Origin of the sequence: Streptomyces sp. NPDC007945, from assembly GCF_042958885.1 — a bacterium.
Classification (GTDB): Bacteria; Actinomycetota; Actinomycetes; order Streptomycetales; family Streptomycetaceae; genus Streptomyces.
In genome coordinates, this window is the sequence record NZ_JBIBJV010000005.1 from 48,771 (window position 1) to 68,747 (window position 19,977).

Genomic DNA, 19,977 nt, shown 5'->3' on the forward strand with positions numbered 1-19,977 from the left:
GGTTGTCAGGCGGTGTTCGGCCATTCGGCGTCGCCGCTGGGGCGTGGGCGGGAGTGTCGTACGACCACGAGATCGAGGCCGTACGGCCTCTGGCGGCGTATTCGTGGGTGGGCGCATGTCAGGGCAAGGGGCAGGAGTGCTGTGCTCGCGGTATCAGGGGGCCAGGCGGGGGCCCATCAGGCGGGTGCGGACGTGAGGTGGGCGGCGTGTCGGCCTCCAGGCGGCGGCCTCGGCACGGGTGGCCTGTTCGCGCATGAGGGCAACCTTCACCTGGCGGGCCACACGTGCGGCTTGCTCTTGCGGCGCGAGGGGTTCGAGACGTCACACCTCCAGGCCCTCGGCTTCCGCTGCGGTGTCGGCGACATCGGTCGACTTCGGGGGGGGGACGCAGGAGCACCCCCGTCGAGGGACAGTGGCGCCCGGCGACGATGCATCCGCGTCAGCGTGCGCCGCTGGGACGCAGCGCGGCCGCGGTGTCCGCCGCGACGGCCAGCGCGTCGGTGAGCGGTCGGTCGAGCAGTCGCACGAGGTCGGGGCTGGAGCCACTGAGGAACCCATGGCGGATGCTGGTGGCTATCGAGGCGAGCATCGGCGGCTGGAACGGCAGCAGCGCATCGTCCGCGAGGAGACGAGCGCGGTACTCACCGAGCCCGATCGTCCGGTGGGCGACATCGAGTCGGCGGGCTATGTCGCCGGCGTTGATGGGGGCGCCGACCAGGTCGTAGGTCTTGGTGGCGTGTGCGGCCGGGCGGCCGGCGACGATCGCCGCGGCTGCGGCCAGATCCGCCCGGGCCACCGCGGAGAGGGCGCCGTCGCCGAACGCCGACTCCAGGCCGTCGGGTGTCCACGTGAGCAACGCTCCGAAGAGCTCGGCGTAGAGGCCGTTGCGCAAGATCGTCCATGCGAGGCCGCTGGCCTTGACCAGGTCCTCGGTGGCGCGGTGGGCGAGCGCGAACCCGAGGTGATCTCCGGCGCCGGTCAGGCTGGTGTAGATGACGTGCGTGACGCCGTCGCGGACCGCAGCGTCCAGAAGGGCCCGGTGACGAGTGATGACCTGGTCGTCCTCGGCGTATCCGGCCGAGACCAGGACCAGCGTCGACACTCCGGTGAGGTCCAGGCTGGTCGGGTCGTCGAAGTCCAGGTGCCGCTGCCCGTCGGAGGGCGTGCGGCTGCCGCCCAGGGCGGGCACCTTCCGGTCGGCCAGCTCCTGGAGCGTGAGGGAGGCGAGCTGTCCGTTCGCGCCGGTCACCATGATCATGTGGGTTCGATCTCCTACCCTGGTTCTTTTCCGTAACCAGGGTGATCCTGAACCGGCCACGGTCGGCCCACAAGGAGGCAGATTCATGTCAGTGAGGCACACCGGTGTAACCGCCACCCCCCGCGGAGCTGGAACCGTGCGGACAGTCGGACCACCCCGACTGCGGGATCCGCGACGTGCTCGACCGCGTGGGCGACAAGTGGTCGGTCCTCGTGATCGTCGAGCTCGCGAACGGGGCGCGGCGCTTCCGGCAACTTCAGCGCGCCATCGATGGAATCTCCCAGCGCATGCTGACCCTGACCGTCCGACGGCTGGAACGCGACGGGCTGGTGCTCCGGACCGTCTACCCGACCGTGCCCGCCCAGGTCGACTACCGACTCACCGAGACCGGCGCAAGCCTGACCCACCTCGTCAAGGCACTGGCCGACTGGTCACTGGAGCACCGAGACACCATCGCCCATGCCCGGCGGGCATACGACGCACAGCATCCCGACAACGAGATTCGATGACCGTCGGCAACGAGATCCGATGACCGTCGGCGTCGAGGGCGTCATGGGCGTCATGGGTCGCGGCACCCAAGGCCGTCTCCGTGGAGGGAAGCGGGGGCCATTCCTGCCGGTAGTCGGTGGCCGGCTTGTCCGTTCGCTTGGCCAGGTCGCGCCACTGCTTCAGCCGGTTGAGGCATCGTTCGATCGAGTTTCGCCGCTTCTACGCCTCAGCGTTTAACCGAATGGTTTCAGAATGAGGCCGCGAGGCGGCGAAGGCATACGGGGCGCTGTCGGATGAGGCGAGGGCTGTCCGGTCTGCCCCATGTAGTTCTGTATCGGAGCCCTCCCCATGACGGCCAGCAGCCGTGCGGCTCGCCCGGTCGGCCTGCGCAGTCGCATAGTGTGCTCATGGATCGCTTCGTGGGTCAGGGCCGCCTTGAATGGTGGGCCAACCAGTCGACTTGCCTTGAGATGTACGACATCGACATCACCGTCGCTGTCGACGCGGTCGGCCAGTGGCGGGCAACCGGGCGGCATGTCAACGCCCTTGACACGATCCAGCGCGAGGGCTGGGACTTTCTCATGGAGATGGATCCCCACTTCTCCATTGCGTTTCCCGGCGAGGACCGCGGAGGGATCATAGTGCGAGTCGTCGAGGCAGGGGATGGAACCCTCACGCTCACGGAGGCGCCGGACTGGGATGGCTTCGGGAACGTCACCTTCGACCTCGCCTGAGGCCGGCTCGTAAGGGCAGGAGACCGCCTTCGCTACCCTGCCACCGACCCGGCGTGTCACCCCTTACTGATCTTTCAGAATGAGTTCGGAGGCGGCGCAGGCATGTGAGGCTGCAGGCAAGTTCGAGAAGGCCCTGGTGGAGATCGACGCGTCGCTCGTAGCGGGTGCGGAGCCGTTTGAACTGGTGCAGCCAGGCGAAGGTGCGCTCGACGACCCAGCGCACCTGCCCAGTCCTGACCCGTGAGCGACGCCGGGTCGGGTGATCATCGGCTTGATGCTGCGTTTCCACAGCAGGCGCCTGGACATCCATCCCGGCACCGCGCAGCACAGGGCACGCACCAAGGACGGCCGACAGGCTCACCTACTCCGCTCCACGGCGCCGCGGGATGCCGTGCGGCGGCCGGGGCGGCAGAGGCCGGTGGGTGACGCAACGCAACCCCCGTTCGATCGCCCGCCCCTGTGATCGGTACGACAATGGCTACTCAGCGCACGTCAGTGTCGGTCCTGGCTGCATGCTGCCGGTGTACAGGGCCTGACCGTTCGACATCCAGTAGCCGAGCTTCGACACGACTGTGGAGCAAGTGGGGCCCACAGAGACCTGGACCGTCACTCTCGCGGGGCGGCCGGGCTGGAGAGTGGTGAGGGCGCAGTCCAGGGCGTGCGGAAGGCGGGACGTCGCCGGGTATCGGCCGACCAGCGGATTGACGCAGCGCGTGTCGGCGGTGGAGATCCGTACGCCCGTGTCTTCTTCGCCGATCAGGCCGAACCGCGCGCTGCCGTCTCCGTCCTCGCTGTCCCGGCGGACGGTGTACGTGAGCGTGGTGGTGGTGCCCCGGTGCAGGGTCGTGCGGTTCACGGTGACGGTGTGCGTGGGCTTCGCCCTGGGAGCGGTCAGCTCGAGGGAGGCGCGGACGGTGCCTTGGAGGTCGATGCCCGCGGGCTCGGATCGGACGCGGAGGGCGGCGGTGACGTCGTAGGTGCCGGGGCCGGGGTACTCGGCCGGGCCGGGCAGGGTGCCGGCCAGCGTGGTCCCGGCGTGACGGGCCGTCCAGGTGCCGGTGGTGCGGCAGCCGTATGTGATGGGCGAGCCGGCGCGTCCGCAGGAGGCCGCGGCCGAGAGGGTGAGCCGAAGGCCACCGCTGTCCGCGCACACGCCGACCTGGGCGTACGCGCCGTCCGCGCCGTGCAGCGTCCCGGCGGGCGCGCAGAGCGTGGCCGGCTCTCCGGCCGTCGCAGCCGGCGCCGCGGCCGGTGGCCCTCCCCAGGCCGGGGCGACCCACGTGAGGAGCGGCAGCGCCACCGTTCCGGCCAGTGCCTTCAGGGTGGTCGCGGGGCGGATCGGCACCGTACTTCTCCGGGTGGTTCTGACCGGCCCGGTGCCGGTCCCCACCTCGAGGATGACCGGTCCCGATCGTCCTCCACCGGCCCCGGTCCCGATGTCACCCGAGGGCACCAAGCCGACGCGCCGACGCCCGCGCGGACCGCCGCCTACATCGAGTTGGTCCGGAAGGAGCAGGGGCACGCATGAGAGGCAGGCCGGGCCGGAGGAGTTCCACGGCGACGGCGACGGTGGCAGGTGGCAGGTGGCGAAGCTGATCGACGAGTTCGGCGCGGTGTCCCCGGTCGGCCACATCGGCGACGTGCCCGAAGAGTGGCCCGCCTGCGGGGCCGGCTACGTGGCTTACCGGCTGGGGGGCATGACGGGCCGGTACCTGAGTGGCGGCCGTCGCTGCCCGCCGGGTGAAGCCCACCTCGGTGGCGGCCACTCGTGGGAAGCCGCGGCCCATCCGGTGGCTTCGATCAGTGGGCTGCGCTCAGTGACCCGCTCTGGAGTGGATCCGCAGAAAGGGGGGGTTCCGTTTTTCCCCTTGCCTTTCCCTGGACCCGTCGGATAGTCCGGAGTCTGTGCGCCCCCCAGGTGGGGAGGGTGTCACCTTGACCGGCCCATCGGTCGTATCCGGTCGCCCCTCTCCGCTTCCTCGCCTCTCCCCCACCCGTCACGGCGTCGACGTGAACGTCCGCCGGTAGGTCCGGGGCGGCACCCCCCGGCGTCGCACGAACTGCTCCCGCAGCACCGCCGCGCTGCCGTAGCCGACGCGCCGGGCGATCTTCTCCACGGACAGGTCCGTCGTCTCCAGGAGTTCCTCAGCGCCGCTCAGCCGCAGTTCGCGCAGCCAGGCGTGCGGGGTGGTCCCGGTGGCCGCCGTGAAGCGGCGCGCGAAGGTGCGCCGGCTCATGACGGCGCGGCGGGCCAGCTCCGTGACGGTGAGCGGCTCGTGGAGGTGGGCGCGGGCCCAGGCGAGCACCTCGGAGAGGTGCTCGTCCCGGCCCGTCTCGGGGGCCGGCGCGGCGAGGTACTGGGCCTGGCCCCCGTCGCGGTGCGAGGGCAGCACGACGTCGCGGGCGACCGCGTTGGCGAGGGCGGCTCCGTGCTCCCGGCGCAGGAGGTGCAGGCAGAGGTCGAAGCCGGCCGCCGCTCCCGCGCCGGTGGCGATCGCGCCCTCGTCCACGTACAGGGCCGTGGCGTCGACCGTGACCTCCGGGTGGCGGCGGGCCAGCAGTTCCGCGAACCGCCAGTGGGTGGTGGCGCGGCGCCCGTCCAGCAGCCCGGCGGCGGCGAGCGTGAACGCGCCGACGCAGTGCGCCGCGACCAGCGCGCCGCGCGCGTGGGCGTCCCGGAAGGCGGAGAGCACGGCGGGTTCGGGTGGGGTCCGGAAGTCCGCTCCCGGTAGGGCGATCACCAGGTCCGCGGAGGCCAGCCGGTCGAGTCCGTGGGCGACGGAGAGCGGTATACCGCCGTCCGTGCGTACGGGGCCCGGCCGATCCGCGCACAGGGCGAGTTCCAAGCCCGGCACCCCCTCGCCGTGCGGGCCGAAAACCTCCGTGACGACCCCTACAGCGAGCAGGCCGACACCGGCGGGCGCATAGGCGGCAACGGAGGTGAAGGCGGGCATGCGGGCAGTCTGCCACGCCGTTCGCCGCCCCCGGGGTCGCCCTCCGACCCGAGTGGCACAGATCCTGCGATCAGTGGCATCCGTGCCACTCGTCCCCGGTGCGCCACCCCGGCAGGATCGACCCCATGACCACGAACACGACGCACACCACCGCCGACGCCACCATCGCCACCGCCTTCCTTGACGGCACCACCCCGGACGACACCTCCCTCGACGCCGACGCCGCACCGCTCGGCCGAGGCGCCCGCTTCACCGTCCTCACCACGGGCTACGTGGGCTCCACCGGCCCCGGCGTCGCGGCCACCGTCTCGTACGTCACGGAGGGCCACCGGCACGTGATCTTCGACCCGGGGATGGTGGCCGGCGTGGGCGCCATCCTGGACCCGCTCGCCGCACTCGGACTCGGCCCCGACGACATCACGGACGTCGTGCTCAGCCACCACCACCCGGACAACACCCTGAACGCCGGCCTCTTCCCCCGCGCCCGGGTCCACGACCACCAGGTCGAGTACGCCGGCGACGGGTGGACGAACCGGGACGCCGAGGGGCACCAACTCTCCCCGTCCCTGCGGCTGATCCGCACCCCCGGACACAGCGCCGAGGACATCACCCTCCTCGCCGGCACCGCCGAGGGCGTCGTCGCCTTCGCCGGCGACCTGTGGTGGCACGCCGCCGGCCCCGCCGACGACCCGGTCGCCCCGGACCGTGCCCTGCTGCGCGCCTCCCGGCAGCGGGTGCTCGCCGTCGCGGACCTGATCGTGCCGGGCCACGGCGCCCCTTTCACACCAGACGGAAACACCCCCCTCTAAAGCCCGTCGATACGGCCGCTGCGGCCGAAGGAATCAGGGATGGCCGAGCTGCCGGGACCATCCTCTCTCGGCAACCCAAGCCTCTTTCGACCACCCTGACCTCGATGCGGGGGAGTCGGCCTCAAGACCGGAGCCCGCATCCTGATCGAGGGCGGTGACGGTGGCGCCTTCTCGACCGCCGGCCGACTCGTCGCCTACGTCGGGCACGCCCCGGAGACCCGTAACTCGGATTCCAGCCACAGCCGTTGGCGAGCACCTCAAGCCGCTGATCGTCGTCCGCGCTCAGGCGGCTCGTGCCGGCGGAGGCGCGGAGCGGAGCGGAGCGGAACGAGCCAGGCCCTTGCGAGCTGCACCAGCCGGGCGACGACGTTCGCCCACGGCGCTCGTCCGGGCGTTCCAGCATCTCGTCCCACGTTGGCGCGGCAAGGGCCGACGGCGGATCGGTTCGGGGGCACCCGCCGCGTGCTGGCGGCCGCGTACCGTGGTGGCGTCCACCGCAGGCGTCCCCGTCGATCTCACCGATCGCGCCGGCCGCGGCTTGGACCTGTTGCGGCAGCCGTTCCCTGTTGTTCGACACAAGCTGCTGAGGAGCGGGCCGCCTTGGGCTCGGGTCTATGCCCCACGCATCTCTCGGAAGCGGCCCCGCCCCGCTTCAGGACCAGAACGGCTTCATTTCGATCTTGGCCGCACGTTCCCGTTCGGCTCGGGGTGGAGCATCGGCCAGAATCTTGGACGTGCTGTCCATATCTAGAATATTCATCTAGCGTGAGGTGGGCAGCAGCGCGTCTGCTGTAGCGCGACCCCCAGGAACAGCACGTCGAGCGAGTAGGAGCCCACCCGCCTATGGACGCCGAGAAGCACTCAGCCGTCACGGCCGCCGACCTGTACGACCGATCCGGGAAGCGCTACCCGTTGGACGACCCCCGTTGGCGGGGCGAGGACGGTGGCCCCCTCGCCGTCAGTACAATGCCCGGCCTGCGTCCCGAGCAGATCGACACCGCCGAACGGTCCCTGTGGCGTTACCACGCGGCTCTCCCCGTTCCGGCCGCCCACCGAGTGAGTCTGGGCGAAGGGTGCACACCGATGGTCCCCCTCAACTGGGGCGGGCGACGAGTCCACTTCAAGCTGGAGTGGTTCAACCCGACCTCCAGCTTCAAGGACCGGGGCGTGACGGTGATGATCTCCCACCTCGCGGCGCAAGGGGCCGACCGCGTACTTGAGGACAGTTCGGGCAACGGCGGTTCGGCGGTGGCTGCCTACGCCGCTGCTGCCGGCATCCGAGCCAAGATCATCGTCCCCGCCGCCACCTCGGCGGCCAAGGTCCTTCAGGCGCGGGCATACGGAGCCGAGATCCAACTCGTGAGCGGCAGCCGCGCCGAGGTGTCGGACGAGGCGATCCGGCAGTCGGAGCAGATCCCCTACGCCAGTCACAACTGGCACCCCATGTTCATCCAGGGCACCAAGACCATCGCCTACGAGATGTGGGAGTCGCTCGGCTTCACCGCGCCCGACAACGTGGTCCTCGTGGCAGGAGCCGGCAGCAACGTCATCGCGTGCGACATCGCGTTCCGCGAGCTTCTCCAAGCGGGTCAGGTCGACAGGCTCCCGCGCCTGTTCGTCGGTCAGCCCGAGCACTGGGCGACCATCGCCGACACGTTCAACGGCATCGACCCGGCAGGCCGCGGCGAGCGCGTACCGACGATCGCCGAGGGCGCGTCGATCGCCCACCCGGTCCGACTGCCCGAGGCGGTGGAGGCCATCCGCCGCTCCCGCGGCGCCGCCTACGCCGTCCCCGAGACGGAAATCCACGCCGCGGTCCGCGCACTGAGCGCGCGGGGCCTGTACGCCGAGCCGACGAGCAGCGTCGCCGCGGCAACACTCGATCACTTCATCGCCTCCGGAGAGATCGCTCCGGACGAGACGACCGTGGTCGTCCTCACCGGCGCGGGACTGAAGTCCGCCGAGAAGATGGCGGCCGTGTTCGCCGGACACGGTGAGGACGCCGAGGAATCGAGCAGCGCCCGATGACCCGCGGCCGAGGGGACGACGAACGCGCCGCCCAACCCGCCGTACCGGAAGAGGAGCGCCACGTGCCGAAAGACGAGCGCCCCGTATTGGATGACGAACATCGCGTACTGGACGACGAACACCTCGTACGGGAGGCCGAGCGCATCGCCGTCGCGATCGGGCGGATGTTCCCAGGACTGTGCGAGGTCGTCCTGCACGATCTGCGCCGTCCCGACAACGCCATCCGCACCATCGAGAACAACCTGTCCGGACGGCAGATCGGCGACCCCGCCACCGAACTGGGCCTGCGCCGTATCGCGGACCCCGACTACCCCAGCGTCATCCAGAACTACAGCAATCAGTTCCCCGACGGACGCCCGGCCAAGAGCACGTCGATCGGCATCAAGAACGCCGAGGGACAGTACGTCGCGGCCCTGTGCCTGAACATGGACGTCAGTACGCTGTCGCCGCTGGCCCTGACGCTGTCCAACCTCGTCGCCACCGAAACCGAAGGCCAAGGCGAGGTACTGGAGACTCTGCGCGACCGCAGCGGGCGCGAACTCCGCTCCGCCATCGACTCCTTCGCGGCGGAACGCTCCTCCACTCCCCGTGGCCTCGGCCGTGACCAGAAGCGCGAGCTGGTACGTCGGCTGCATCGCGAGGGCTTCTTCGAGACCCGCAGTTCCGCACAGCTCATCGCCGACCAGCTGGGCATCTCGCGAGCGACTGTCTACAACTACTCGAAACAGCCGTATCGATGAACGGCCCACTACCGGCCGCCGCATCCCCCGGAGGGGGTACGCGGCCAACTCCCCCAGGACGGCCAACCCCCACGGCATCCGCCCGGCCGACGCCACCGCCGTGGTCGTCCCGCTCGGCCGCGACACGCACGCCGAGCTCAACAACGGCGTCACCCCCGTATCCGTGCAGCTCCCGCTCAACTCGGAGAGTGCCCCCACAGCGAAGGAGCCGTTCGGCAGCGGTCCTGGCCAAAGGCAGTCTCACCTCGGCTGTGACGGGCCGTCACCACCTGCCGTAGTGGTCGACGCACGCCCGGCCGGCGCGACCGTCGTGCTGACGCATCGCACTGACATCCTGCCGCAGACCGGCCGGCACCTGCTCCGGCCGACCGGCCCGACCCAAGACGACAGCAGAGGTGGTTCTGGGCGACAAGGCCTCCTCGACCCGCCCGGTCCGAAGGCCGCCCCCGCCGACGCGGGATCCGCGCGGCGATGCCGCCGCGCCTCCGTCACCGGCCCACGGACATCAAGCGGGGCGACCGACTCGGTGGCCATCGGCGGGCATTCGACCGTGAGGCCTACGAGTTGCTCGACGTCGTCGAGCGCTGCATCAACAAGCTCAAGCAGGGGCGTGCCTTGGGCACCCACTACGAAGAGCCGCCGGACCAGGGCCGGACGTCAGTTCCCGTACCAACCCTTCGTCTTCTCCTGCAGGCGGGGGCCGACCACGGAGCAGCTCCGTCGACGATCGCCTCTCCGCCTTCCGTGGTCGCCGCTCCGACGATGCCGATGCCGATGCCGATGCCGATGCCGATGCAGGCAGTCGCCGTTTCGAACCAGTGCCGGGATTCCGACGCGCCCGCTGGGGCCGGGGGAGTAAGGGGGGTCGCCCTCGCTGCCGGACTCGTCGGCGAGCGCTCCGACAGAACCAAGCGCGTCGATGAGGTAGCAGGAGGACGTGTCGGCGATCGCCATGGAGTTCAGGGTGCCCCCGAGGTTGCGGTTGAATCCCGCAGGGGTCACTCCTCAGGCTCTTCGCGGAGAGGCCGAGCGACCCGTCGTGCAGTACATGGGGGTGCCGGCGGTGAGCAAGCCCTAGATATCGGTGATCCACAGCAACTGGGCGCCATTCGGCCGCAGATCGGCCGCCAGAAACGGAGTAGCCAGGAGCGGCGTGGCCAGCCACAGCATGCCCAGGGACTTGAATCGGGCTCGGGTGAATCGATTGGTGGGCGGCCGCCGGTTCCGTACACAGTGACGTTGTACGTACGGCGAGTGGGGGCGGGCGACGGATGACAGTGGGTGGGCCGCAGACGTACGGCACCGCAGACGACGGCGACGACGTCCACAGACGCTGGTTGCAGCAGCTCAACCGTTCCACGGGGGTCCCCGGCTACCGGGAGGAATGGTTTGACGAGCAGTGCGGCGGATGCCGGTTCTGGATCCCGCTGAGCGGGAACTTGGGTCAGGACTGGGGAGCCTGTACCCGCACCGGCTCTCCCTTCGACGGGCGGGTGCGTTTTGAGCACGACGGGTGTGAACACTTCTCGGTCCGTGACGATGGGGCCTTCGGCTGAACCAGGACGCGCTCCGCGCCGGCCGCGTCCTGCCGTCTCAGGTGTATGACGCCTTCGCCACGGACCTCATTCGCAGAAAGTCGTCTCCGTGTCAGGAGGTGGGGTCGTCGCCGGCGGGCTGGTCGAAGTGGACCGTGCCGTCCTCGTCGAGGGGCGGATGGAGCACCGCCGGGGCCTGGCTGGCGACGTCGGACGGACGGGGGCCTTCCGGCCCGTCGGGGCCCCAGCGGAGCAGACGTCGGGAGCGACCGATGCGGTAGACGGTGCCGCGGGCCTCGACCTGGTCGCAGCGGCCGGTGCGCAGTCTGTCCGCGGCCTCCGCGTATTCCTTGAGTTCCGCGGCTGCCTTGCCTGTGGTGCCGACGGGCGGGCGGCGGGCGTCGACGGTGCGGTCGGCGTCGTAGGAGATCAGGCCGCGGGTGCGTGGTTCCATCCAGATCAGGGCGAAGTCCAGGGTGCGGCGGGCGCCGTGAGCGGTGGTGTGGAGGCTGCTGCCCGGCAACCAGGGGCCATCGCCGGATCGCTCGACGATCAGGAACCCTGCCGGCATCAGCAGGACGTCCGGATGGCTCTCCACGGCCCGTGCGGAATCGGCGAGGACCGCGTCGGGGAAGCGGGCCCCGCTGTAGGCCAGGGGGCGCAGGGCGACGCGTTCCGCCGCCTGCAGCGGGGAGAGGGGTGCGTCCGGGTCCAGGACCAGGCCGTCGTCGACCCGCGGGCTGCGGGAGCCGGGATTCCAGTCGGGGGTCAGGGGTTCGGGGTCGGTGGGCCGCGGCGTTTCGATGGCGCCGTGTTCGTCGACGGCCGCGTACTCCTCGGCCCGCACGACGCGGTAGCGGGTGCCGAGCACGGTCAGCTCGTCGACGGGCTCCTTCTCCAGACGGGCGACCGCCGCCAGCAGCGCGCGGCGTTCCTCTCGGTTCTGCGCCTCGTCCTTCGCCTGGAACCAGAGCAGGGAGTTCAGCGCGTCCCGGGCCTGCTGCGGACAGCCGTGGGTGACCTCGACGACCACCCTCCACCGCCGCCCGCCGTCCCGGTCCTGCGCGGCGACGCCGAACAGCGGGCCCCGTACGGCCAACCCGCTGTGACGCGCCGCGGCGTCGCGGGCGTCAGCCTCCATCGCGGCCTCCACCGGCTCCACCGGAACCCTCACCACCACCGGCCACTCCCCCGGCCCCGCGTCCTGTTCGCTCATGCCCCCATCGTCGCGGCCCCGGTGCACGCGCAGCGCGGATTCCGCAAATTTCCACCTCGTCGTGGGTCGAGAGGACGTTCCGGCAGGGGCCCGCAGAGCCTCGTCGCAGCGGTGGCTGTGTCCCGCGTCGTGGGGTGCTTCGGCCACACCCGTATGCATGTGCGCACGACGACCATCCGCCTCCCCGCCGCCGCCACACTCCCGCTCACCGCGTGCGGCGCTGCCGACAACCCACCGGCCACCCCCTCGGACAGCACGGCGCCGAAGCCGCCACGGCCACGCCGGCACCCCTCACCAGGAGTGCCTTCCTCCGCCCCACCCCGGAACAGGAAACCGCCCTCCTGACCGCGCTCACCAGCATCGGCGCTACCCTCCCCGCCGGTCCCGACCGCGCGATCAACCGGTGTGTCGGCGTCGGGGTCTGGGGCGACAGCGGCAGGGGCAGGCGCAGGGGCGACGCCACCATCTCGCCACCCGGTTCATGCACGGCTCTCCGCAGGTCGGTCGGTTCTGCCTCACACATACTCGCCGGGCGCGATCCAGCTGATAGAACGCCCGTATGCCCCACCGATTTGTTGCAACCGTCGCTTACGGATGGCACGACAACTTCCCACCCGGCGTCTACGTGCCCTTGGCCGGGCTCGCCGAATCGGACGCAGAGGAGGACTTCGCGCTGGAGTTCCAGGGTGGTGGGGGGGGAGCCGGACGGGCAGGAGATCCCGCTGGGCATGGACTCGTACTGCGTCGTCACACCCGACCAGAACACCGCCTACGGATGCCTGCGCATGGTCGAGTGCGAAGGCGATCTCCTGCGGCTGGCGTTCGCCCCGGCCCATCTTGACGACCTCGGCCTGGACGACCCGGTCGTCGAAGCGGTCCTCCAGGCACCGGCCGAGAAGGTGGCCCGGATGAAAGAGGCGCTTCAGCGCGTCCTCACCTACGGCCGCTCCGACGCGCTGCCGGTCGTGACCGGCTTCTGACCATCCAGCCACCCGACACCCGGGCGGCGTACGGGGTCGTCGGCTCGCCCTCCAAAGGGGGGCAGACTCGTAGAGGAGCAGTCCCGGCGAAAAGTTGTGTCGATGCGCCTGGGAGATGGGCGGGCTCGTCGGTCGGCCGCGGCAGCCGAGGTGTCCTGGCCAGTCGCGTCAAGGATGCCTTGATCCGCGGGGCGACCGCGGGGCGTTGTCCTCAAATCCGTCCCGGCGCTCACGGAACCGGAAGGTGAGACGCGAGCACCGCTCTCGGCCCGGCTTCCGTTGTTCCGGGGCGTGGGCCTGTGGCGCCTACGGCCGGGAGGGCGTGCGGTGGGGTCGCCTCGAGCGAGGAGGAACCTGGGCGCGGCGCTCGTAGGGGCCGACGGGGCGCGTGGACGGAAAGTGCGCGCCGGTCCGTTCGGTGTGCGTCGCGGTGCTTCTACTGCCAGCCCATGTTGTCCTGTGCCGTGGTCGTGGGGACGGACGGGGCGGGTGCCGCGGCTGACGTGGTGGCGGCGAACAGGGGCGCGGTGAGCGCGAGGGTCAGGACCGCGGCGGCCTGGGCGATGCGCGTGAGGGACATGGGTGTTTCCGTTTCTCGAAGTTGACGGTGTGTCGGGTGTCCGGGCGGGACCGGCCGCGACCCGCGGTGGCGCTTTCCGGTCCGGGGGCCTTCGGGAGCGGTGTCCGTCGGGCAAGGACTACTTTCGCTGCACGTCGGCGGAGGTGGAAGAGCCGGCGGGTGGACGGAAGTGGCGGGGGCCGTTTGTGTCCACCCGCCGGGGGGGAGGGGCGGCTCTCGTGGAGGGGTGGGCGGGCGGGCGGCGAGCGTGGTGGGCCCTGCCCTCGTCCCCAGTCCCCCCACCCCCGTCCCCTGTCCCCCATCCCCTACCGTCTGTCGCGCCGAGCGGGGCCAGGTCGGTCCTACTGGCCGTCTACGACGATGAGGGGCGCTTCCGCGCGCAGGAGTGTCCAGCCCGAGAACGCGGGGTGGCTCTCCAGCAGTCGGGTGCAGACGGCTGTCGCGGTCGCTTCCGCCCGGGCCAGTGAGTCGGTCACGAGGAAGAGGCCCAGCACCGGTGCCGACGAGGGGTCGTCGTGCACGCTGACGTGCTCGACGCCGTCCTCGGGGCGGGCGCATCCGTAGACGAGGGCGCGCACGTCGGGTGGCAGGTCACCGGCTTGGGCGGATGGTCGCAAATGCGCGTGAACGAGGTACATGACCCCTTCCTTCTGCCTCCCGATGCGGGCTTATGATGATCTTTTTTGTGCTGGGGATGTGCACTTCCGGGGGGAATTTCATGCTGTCTGCGCTGGGGCTCGACACGATGGCGGAGGTCGTCTACCGGGCCATGCTGGCCGATCCGGAGGGCGGGGTCGCGGCCCTGGCCGCCCGTGTCGGCGCGACGGAACAGCAGGTACGTGACGGACTCGACGTGCTGAGCGAGCTCGCGCTCGTTCGGCCGTCGGCCGGAGGCGGCGGGCTGCGCGCGGTCTCGCCCGACCTCGGGATGGAAGTCCTGATGGCTCGCCAGCAGGCCCAGATCGCGGCCCAGCAGCAGCGGCTGGAGGCCTCCCGCGCGGCAGCCGCCCAGTTGATCTCCGAGTACGCGGACCTTCGGCCCGCCGGCGCCAGCCCGGGCGTCGAGCAGTTGATCGGCCTGGACCGGATCCGGGACCGGCTCGCCCAGCTCACCCGTGAAGTCCGCCACGAGGTCATGACCTTCGCACCCGGCGGGCCCCAGACGGAGGAGAACATCGCCGCGTCCCGCCCGCTGGACGCCGAGCTGTTGGGGCGCGGCGTGCGGTCCAGGGTGGTGTACCTGGACAGCGTCCGCCATCACCGGCCGACCGTGGAGTACGCGCGCTGGACGGCCTCGTTGGGCGGCCAGGTCCGTACCGCCGCCACCCTTCCCACCCGTCTGATCATCGTGGACCGGTCGACCGCCGTGATACCCGTGAGCAGTGACGACACCGCGGGCGGCGCCGTCGTGCTGACCGGGCAGGGAACGCTGACCGCGCTGTGCGCGCTGTACGAGAGCGTGTGGGCCGCGGCGCACCCGCTCGGGGAGGCTCCCGTCCGCGACGTCCACGGTCTGAGCGCGCAGGAGACGGCTCTGATCCGTCTGCTCTCCGAGGGGCACACGGACGAGGCGATCGGCAAGCGGCTGGGGGTGTCCACTCGTACGGCCCGGCGGATCGCGACCGATCTCATGGAGCGGTTGGGCGCGCGGAGCCGGTTCGAGGCGGGTGTACGGGCCGTGCAACACGGATGGCTGCCCGCGCAGCCGGGCTGAGACGGACGGCTTCCCGCACAGCCACGCTGTGGCGTACGGCCGCCCGCACTACCGGGCTGAGTTCGCCCGGGCCGAGGGGTCGCTCCGGTCAGCCGGCGCGCGCGGGCGCTGGCCCTTGAGAGGTGAGCAGGCATCGTGGTCCCGGAAGGGGTGGTGTCGGAGAGAGCGGTGGTCGAGGGGCGTGGCGGTGGCGCCGCGATGTCGGTGCCACCGGCCGACGGCCCCAGTCTTTCCGTGTCCCGCCGTCCTCGGAAGCCGGGTCCGCTGGCCTGAAGGGGCCTGGACCACAAGTGTCCAGTTCGGTGGAGGTGACCCTGCGGTCCTCCGGCCGGACCCCGCGGTCTCGGTGGAGGTGGCCCTGCGGTCCTGCGGCCGGGCCCCGCGGCTTCTCGTACGACTCGGCGACGAGGGACGGCCTGGTGTGCGGGGCTCCCCCTCAGCCGTCGGCGTGGCGCGGCGTCCGGTGTTCTCGACTGCGCGGGCGTCCGCTCCCACTTGACGCGCGCGCGGCCTGCTGAGGCCTCGCCGACGTGTGTCAGGAAACCCATTGGCCCTGATCCGGCCAGGGACAGGCCTCACCGACGTGCGTCAGACGCCCGTTGGACTAGATCTAGCCAGGGACAGGCCTCGCCGACGTGCGTCAGGAAGCCCGTCGGACCAGATCCGGCCAGGGTCAGGCCTCACCGACGCGCGCCGGGACGCCCGTCGGACCCCCCGTCCGGCCAGATCTGGCCAGGGACGTTTCCGGCCATCCGATCTCCCTTCCCCTGGGGTTGCCGGTGCGCCGAGAGTGGTGATCGCCGCCAGGGAGCGCAGCGTGACCCGGCCGGCATGCCGCAGGGCACGTCACCGCGGGGCTGGTATCCGGAGCCCGACGCGACGTCCCGGATGCGGCCACCGACCACGAGGGTCCGTCGGGCCGGGAGCACGTCCTGGCAGGGATCACACCGCAGGGGAAGGGAGTCGTGATGGCTCAGCGTTCACGACAGTTCAGCAGACGTCAGATGCTCGCCGCGTTCACGGGGGTGGCGGCAGCGTGTGTGCTGCCGGAGTGCACCGTGCTCAGCCGGCCGGCGTACGCGGCGGGCGGGGCCGGCTCGCTGCCCGAGGGGTCCGGTCTGCCGAACACCGACCGGGGCCGGGTCGTCTGGGCGTACCGGACGGGCGGGCGGGCGGTGCGGGCCGCGGCCGCCGCGGCCCTGGTGGGGAGTGCGGCGGACGTGGCGGCGTTCCTCGCGGAGAGGCTGCCCGTGGCCCGGGCGGAGGACAACCGGTTCACGCTCACGAGGTCGCTGGTGATGGCGGGCAGGGCGACCCGCGAGAGCATCGGTACGGCACTGTCCGGAGGTGCCGCAGCGGTCGAGGCGTATCTCATGGGCGGGTTCCAGGCGGCGGTGCGCGAGGACCTCAGGGTGGCCGTGACCACGGTCATGGCGCACGGGGGCCGTGCGGTGAAGCGCGAGGGTGCCGCCGCGCTTGACGCCGGGTCGGACTTCGCGCTCCGCGCCTTCCTGAGCGGCCGGCAGTTCACCGCTCAGGAGGAGGACGAGCGGGTGCGGGTGACGTCGATCCTGGTGACGGCGTCGCCGCAGGTGCGGGTGTACGCACAGCGGGCGCTGGACGACGGGTCGCCGCGGGCGATCCGTTGGTTCCTGGAGACGGGCCAGTACATCGCCCGGGCCCGTGACGAGGAGACGGCGACGATCCAGCAGCTGGTCAAGGTCGTCGAGGCGGAGGGGCAGCGCGCCGGCCGCAAGACGGACGAGGCCGTCGAGCTGTCCCAGCAGGCGGTCAAGGCCGCCGAGGACGCGAAGAAGGCGGCGCTGGAGGCGAAGGCCGAGGCCGAGGCCGCCGAGAACGACGTCCAGCGCTCCGCCCGGGCTGCGAACAAGGCGGCTCAGGCTGCCAGGGGCGCGGCGGCTGCGGCGTCGACGGCGGTGTCGGCGTCGCGGACCGCGCAGGCCGCCTCGCAGCGCTGCGTGGCGGCCGCGCAGGCGGCCGCCGCGGCGGCCGCGGCGGCGGGGCGGGCCGCGGCTCAGGCCTACCACGCGGCGATCGGAGCGTCGAGGGACGCTTCGATGGCGGAGGCGGCCCGGGTGGCGGCGCGGGCGGCGACGGCCATGGTGCAGTACGTCCGCACGGTGGCGCAGAAGGCGGGTCTGGCCGCCGTCGCCGCGGAAGCGGCCGAGGCCGCCGGGTCGGCCGCCGCCGGGTCGGCGGTCAACGCCGCTGCGGCCGCCAGGGCGTCGGCCGACGCGGCCGCGGCCTCCGGTGCCGCGGGGTCCGAGGCCGCCGTCGCGCAGCGGGAAGCCGCTGTGGCGGAGGCGGCCGCCGCCAGGGCGACGCAGGCCGCGGCCCAGTCCCGGACGTTGGCCGGACAGGCGGCGGCTGCCGCCCATGTGGCGCGCGAAGCGGCGGAGAGTGCCGCCGACCACGCCGAGAAGGCTGCCGCGCGGGCTCTGGACGCGGCGAACCACGCGGGTCAGGCGGTCGACTACGCCAACCGGTCGACCGAGGCCGCCAACGCGGCCGTCGAGGCGGCGAACAAGGCCGCCGCGGCGGTCGACAAGGCACGCGAGGTGGAACAGGCGGCCAGGCAGGCCGAATCCGCCCGGCTGGCCGAGGAGACCGCCGAGGCGATCGAGCGGGCGCGCCTGGAGGCGGACGCCGAGACGGACCAGCTCGCCCGGTACAACCGGGAGCGGACGCAGGAGGCGCGGCTGTCCGATGAGTTGCTCGCGCTCATCGCCTCGGCGGAGGCGGCACTGAAGGACGGCAGGACCGGCGACGCGGTGGCGGCCGGGCGCAAGGCCGCGATCGGGCTCGTCGACCGGTCGGGCACGTGGACGCGGCAGGCCGCGGAGTTCGCGCTGGCCGGCTCGGACGAGGACGTCGTCCACTGGATCGACGCCGATCGCCTCATCGCCCTGCAGCAGGACAACATCGAGAACGTCGCCGCCATGGCCGCGATCTCCACGAAGAACGTGGCACTGGCCGCGGTGGACGTGCTCAGGACCGAGGACCACGCCAAGGTCAGGACGTTCCTGGAGACCGGGGCGATCGAGGCGGCCAAGGAGGACAACCGGGTCGAGGTGACGACGGTCCTGGCCGACGGCACCATCGGCTCGGCGGTACGGCGTGCGGCCGTGGCCGCGCTGGAGGCGGGCACCGCCCGGGCCCTGCACGACTTCCTGCACGTCGAGCGGACCAAGGCCGTCCACGAGGACGACGAGGTGGCGGCCACCACGCTGCTGCGCAACGGAGGCCCCTACGTCAGGGCTGCCGCCGCGATCGCCCTGGAGGGCGACACGCACATGCTGCGCCAGTTCGTCGGCACCACGCAGTACGAGTTCGCGCGGATCGACCACGACCACGCCACGCACATCAGCGCCGTGCGGGCGATGATCGCGGGTGCGGCCAAGACGGCCCAGGAGGCGCAGGAGAACGCGGCACGGGCCTCCGAGGCCGCTGCCCTGGCGCGCGACGCCGCCGCGAAGGCGACGGAGTGGGCCGAGCTCGCGAAGGGGTACGCCGCGGCCGCGAAGCTCTCCGCCGAGGAGGCGCGGAAGAACGCCGAGGCCGCCGAAGGGTCCGCGGCCCAGGCCGCCCGCTCCGCCGAGACCGCGCGTCAGGCGGCCGCGGCGGCGCGTCAGGCGAGCAGTGTGGCCCGCAGTGCGGCGACCCGTGCGGTGCGGTCGGCCACCGAGGCCGCCTCGCACGCCGCGAACGCCGCGGCGTCGGCCGCGGCGGCCCGCCAGGCCTCGCTGGCGGCGGGCGCGAGCGCGGCGGCGGCCGCCGCCTCGGCGCTGCAGGCCAAGCACCTCGTCATCGAGGCCGCGAGGCAGGAGGCGATCCAGAAGGCGCTGGCCAACGCGACCACGCCCATCAAGCCGGGCACGAACGGCCTGCCGGAGGGCGCCGAGAGCTGCCTGACCCCGTTCGGCAGCCCCATCGAGTCCGGCAACGGCACCAACCCGTGGGAGCTGGGCTGGAGCTGGCTGACCGGCAAGGGCCCCACGTCGCAGTGCTTCGGGCCGAACGACGACTTCACCCGGGTCTACCGTGAGCACGAGCACACCCAGGAGGCGCTCGCCTTCTTCGCCAACCGTACGCGTACGGGCGAGTACGAGCTGGGTCGCACGCTCAAGTACGACTACTCCCTGGGCGGGTTCGACGGTGCGTGGAAGTACCTCCAGGACTACGGAACGCTCTCCACGGCCGGCCTGACGGGGAACCTCGCGTACACGTTCCTGGGTTCCCACCAGGTCCGGATGACGCCCATCCGCAAGAACGCGGACGGTTCCGTCGTGTGGCGGTACACCGCCTACAACGAGTCCGACATCGAGTCCGCGACCCATCCCCCGGTCATCGGCTACACGGACTGGTGGAGCAACAACGTCGGTTCGCTCATCGACAAGATCGTGGGTGACTCCGGTCCGATGTCGCCGAAGACCCAGGTCATCGAGTTCGACGTCACGCTGGGGCCGTGATGCCCGGGAGGGCGGGCGCCGGGCGGCTCGTCGCCCTCCTGGCCGCCGTCGTGGCGCTCGTCTCGGGGTGCGCGGGCTCCGTCGACCCCGGCGAGCTGCCCGGTGTGTACCGCAACGAGGGGGCGGGGGCCGAGCTGCGGCTCGAGTCCGACGGGACGTTCTCCGCGGTGGACGTGGTGGCGGACGGCTCCTCCGGCCCCGTCGACTTCAGCGGCCGTTGGGAGTGGCTCGGCGGCCGGGCGGGCAGCGACTTCGTCTACCTGTCGGTCGACAGCGGCGGGCTCGGCCCGATCGCCGGCGTCCAGTTGTACCCGAGCGGGGCGAACGCGGTGGAGTTCCGTCCGGATCCGGACGGGCCGGCCTCCCTGAAGCTCACCAGAACAGCGGCGCCGTAGCGGCCGCCGCCGTCTCACGGGGTTCGGCCCTTCGGTCGGATTCCCTCTTCCTTTC

16 protein-coding genes and 3 pseudogenes are annotated in these 19,977 nt (G+C 71.8%); 11 read left to right on the forward strand and 8 right to left on the reverse strand.

Going from position 1 to position 19,977, the window contains the following annotated elements; all coding sequences use genetic code 11:
* Positions 1–439: 439 nt before the first annotated feature.
* Positions 440–1,258: an NAD(P)H-binding protein gene (locus tag ACFZCF_RS17295; RefSeq protein WP_391287131.1), complete on the reverse strand. Its 819-nt coding sequence runs from the start codon at positions 1,256–1,258 to the stop codon at positions 440–442.
* Positions 1,259–1,343: 85 nt separating this feature from the next.
* Here ACFZCF_RS17295 and ACFZCF_RS17300 point away from each other — a divergent pair.
* Positions 1,344–1,767 (forward strand): annotated as a pseudogene (locus ACFZCF_RS17300) (winged helix-turn-helix transcriptional regulator).
* 109 nt (positions 1,768–1,876) lie between these two features.
* Here ACFZCF_RS17300 and ACFZCF_RS17305 read toward each other — a convergent pair.
* A pseudogene (locus ACFZCF_RS17305) lies at positions 1,877–1,966 on the reverse strand (IS5/IS1182 family transposase); the annotation flags it as partial.
* 188 nt (positions 1,967–2,154) lie between these two features.
* Between ACFZCF_RS17305 and ACFZCF_RS17310 the strand changes: the two are divergent.
* Positions 2,155–2,481, forward strand: coding sequence for a hypothetical protein (locus tag ACFZCF_RS17310; protein ID WP_388443746.1), 327 nt, complete (start codon positions 2,155–2,157; stop codon positions 2,479–2,481).
* Positions 2,482–2,563: 82 nt separating this feature from the next.
* Here ACFZCF_RS17310 and ACFZCF_RS17315 read toward each other — a convergent pair.
* The 3 genes and pseudogenes from ACFZCF_RS17315 to ACFZCF_RS17325 all read right to left on the reverse strand — a co-directional run.
* A pseudogene (locus tag ACFZCF_RS17315) lies at positions 2,564–2,781 on the reverse strand (transposase); the annotation flags it as partial.
* 178 nt (positions 2,782–2,959) lie between these two features.
* A complete protein-coding gene (locus ACFZCF_RS17320) occupies positions 2,960–3,826 on the reverse strand; it encodes a hypothetical protein (RefSeq protein ID WP_391287132.1) in 867 nt (288 codons plus the stop codon).
* A gap of 652 nt (positions 3,827–4,478) precedes the next feature.
* A complete protein-coding gene (locus ACFZCF_RS17325) occupies positions 4,479–5,435 on the reverse strand; it encodes a helix-turn-helix domain-containing protein (protein WP_391287133.1) in 957 nt (318 codons plus the stop codon).
* 125 nt (positions 5,436–5,560) lie between these two features.
* On the opposite strand from ACFZCF_RS17325, the gene ACFZCF_RS17330 reads away from it, so the two are divergent.
* The 5 genes from ACFZCF_RS17330 (at position 5,561) to ACFZCF_RS17350 (ending at position 10,568) form a co-directional block, all read left to right on the forward strand.
* On the forward strand, positions 5,561–6,244 hold the full coding sequence (locus tag ACFZCF_RS17330) for an MBL fold metallo-hydrolase (protein WP_391287134.1): 684 nt from the start codon (positions 5,561–5,563) through the stop codon (positions 6,242–6,244).
* Between the two features lie 144 nt (positions 6,245–6,388).
* Positions 6,389–7,039 (forward strand): hypothetical protein, encoded by a 651-nt coding sequence (locus tag ACFZCF_RS17335; protein ID WP_391287601.1) that lies wholly within the window; start codon positions 6,389–6,391, stop codon positions 7,037–7,039.
* A gap of 48 nt (positions 7,040–7,087) precedes the next feature.
* A complete protein-coding gene (locus tag ACFZCF_RS17340; protein ID WP_391287135.1) occupies positions 7,088–8,272 on the forward strand; it encodes a pyridoxal-phosphate dependent enzyme in 1,185 nt (394 codons plus the stop codon).
* Positions 8,273–8,334: 62 nt separating this feature from the next.
* Positions 8,335–9,012, forward strand: coding sequence for a PAS domain-containing protein (locus tag ACFZCF_RS17345; RefSeq protein ID WP_391287136.1), 678 nt, complete (start codon positions 8,335–8,337; stop codon positions 9,010–9,012).
* Between the two features lie 1,271 nt (positions 9,013–10,283).
* Positions 10,284–10,568, forward strand: coding sequence for a DUF3027 domain-containing protein (locus ACFZCF_RS17350; protein ID WP_391287137.1), 285 nt, complete (start codon positions 10,284–10,286; stop codon positions 10,566–10,568).
* Positions 10,569–10,659: 91 nt separating this feature from the next.
* On the opposite strand, the gene ACFZCF_RS17355 is transcribed toward ACFZCF_RS17350, so the two are convergent.
* On the reverse strand, positions 10,660–11,763 hold the full coding sequence (locus ACFZCF_RS17355) for a DUF5954 family protein (RefSeq protein ID WP_391287138.1): 1,104 nt from the start codon (positions 11,761–11,763) through the stop codon (positions 10,660–10,662).
* A 686-nt stretch (positions 11,764–12,449) separates the two neighbouring features.
* Between ACFZCF_RS17355 and ACFZCF_RS17360 the strand changes: the two genes are divergently transcribed.
* Complete coding sequence (locus ACFZCF_RS17360) at positions 12,450–12,743, forward strand: hypothetical protein (RefSeq protein WP_391287139.1); 294 nt, start codon at positions 12,450–12,452, stop codon at positions 12,741–12,743.
* 436 nt (positions 12,744–13,179) lie between these two features.
* Here ACFZCF_RS17360 and ACFZCF_RS17365 read toward each other — a convergent pair whose 3' ends face one another.
* On the reverse strand, positions 13,180–13,323 hold the full coding sequence (locus ACFZCF_RS17365) for a hypothetical protein (protein ID WP_391287140.1): 144 nt from the start codon (positions 13,321–13,323) through the stop codon (positions 13,180–13,182).
* A gap of 341 nt (positions 13,324–13,664) precedes the next feature.
* Entirely contained in the window at positions 13,665–13,961 is a 297-nt protein-coding gene (locus ACFZCF_RS17370; protein ID WP_391287141.1) for a hypothetical protein, read from the reverse strand.
* Between the two features lie 80 nt (positions 13,962–14,041).
* Here ACFZCF_RS17370 and ACFZCF_RS17375 point away from each other — a divergent pair, with 80 nt between their 5' ends.
* From ACFZCF_RS17375 to ACFZCF_RS17385, 3 genes are all read left to right on the forward strand, one after another.
* Complete coding sequence (locus ACFZCF_RS17375) at positions 14,042–15,037, forward strand: LuxR C-terminal-related transcriptional regulator (protein WP_388443767.1); 996 nt, start codon at positions 14,042–14,044, stop codon at positions 15,035–15,037.
* A 968-nt stretch (positions 15,038–16,005) separates the two neighbouring features.
* Entirely contained in the window at positions 16,006–19,527 is a 3,522-nt protein-coding gene (locus ACFZCF_RS17380) for an ALF repeat-containing protein (protein ID WP_391287142.1), read from the forward strand.
* On the forward strand, positions 19,527–19,922 hold the full coding sequence (locus ACFZCF_RS17385) for a hypothetical protein (RefSeq protein ID WP_391287603.1): 396 nt from the start codon (positions 19,527–19,529) through the stop codon (positions 19,920–19,922). Before ACFZCF_RS17380 ends, ACFZCF_RS17385 begins: the two co-directional genes overlap by 1 nt.
* Positions 19,923–19,977: the final 55 nt, after the last annotated feature.

What these genes read in the sequence shown, in the direction of transcription:
- ACFZCF_RS17330 (WP_391287134.1), top strand. Translation starts at nt 5,561, where the DNA reads ATGACCACGAACACGACGCACACCACCGCCGACGCCACCATCGCCACC.
- ACFZCF_RS17310 (WP_388443746.1), top strand. Translation starts at nt 2,155, where the DNA reads ATGGATCGCTTCGTGGGTCAGGGCCGCCTTGAATGGTGGGCCAACCAG.
- ACFZCF_RS17365 (WP_391287140.1), bottom strand. Translation starts at nt 13,323, where the DNA reads ATGTCCCTCACGCGCATCGCCCAGGCCGCCGCGGTCCTGACCCTCGCG.
- ACFZCF_RS17355 (WP_391287138.1), bottom strand. Translation starts at nt 11,763, where the DNA reads ATGAGCGAACAGGACGCGGGGCCGGGGGAGTGGCCGGTGGTGGTGAGG.
- ACFZCF_RS17380 (WP_391287142.1), top strand. Translation starts at nt 16,006, where the DNA reads ATGGCTCAGCGTTCACGACAGTTCAGCAGACGTCAGATGCTCGCCGCG.
- ACFZCF_RS17370 (WP_391287141.1), bottom strand. Translation starts at nt 13,961, where the DNA reads ATGTACCTCGTTCACGCGCATTTGCGACCATCCGCCCAAGCCGGTGAC.
- ACFZCF_RS17385 (WP_391287603.1), top strand. Translation starts at nt 19,527, where the DNA reads ATGCCCGGGAGGGCGGGCGCCGGGCGGCTCGTCGCCCTCCTGGCCGCC.
- ACFZCF_RS17340 (WP_391287135.1), top strand. Translation starts at nt 7,088, where the DNA reads ATGGACGCCGAGAAGCACTCAGCCGTCACGGCCGCCGACCTGTACGAC.
- ACFZCF_RS17375 (WP_388443767.1), top strand. Translation starts at nt 14,042, where the DNA reads ATGCTGTCTGCGCTGGGGCTCGACACGATGGCGGAGGTCGTCTACCGG.
- ACFZCF_RS17350 (WP_391287137.1), top strand. Translation starts at nt 10,284, where the DNA reads ATGACAGTGGGTGGGCCGCAGACGTACGGCACCGCAGACGACGGCGAC.
- ACFZCF_RS17325 (WP_391287133.1), bottom strand. Translation starts at nt 5,435, where the DNA reads ATGCCCGCCTTCACCTCCGTTGCCGCCTATGCGCCCGCCGGTGTCGGC.
- ACFZCF_RS17295 (WP_391287131.1), bottom strand. Translation starts at nt 1,258, where the DNA reads ATGATCATGGTGACCGGCGCGAACGGACAGCTCGCCTCCCTCACGCTC.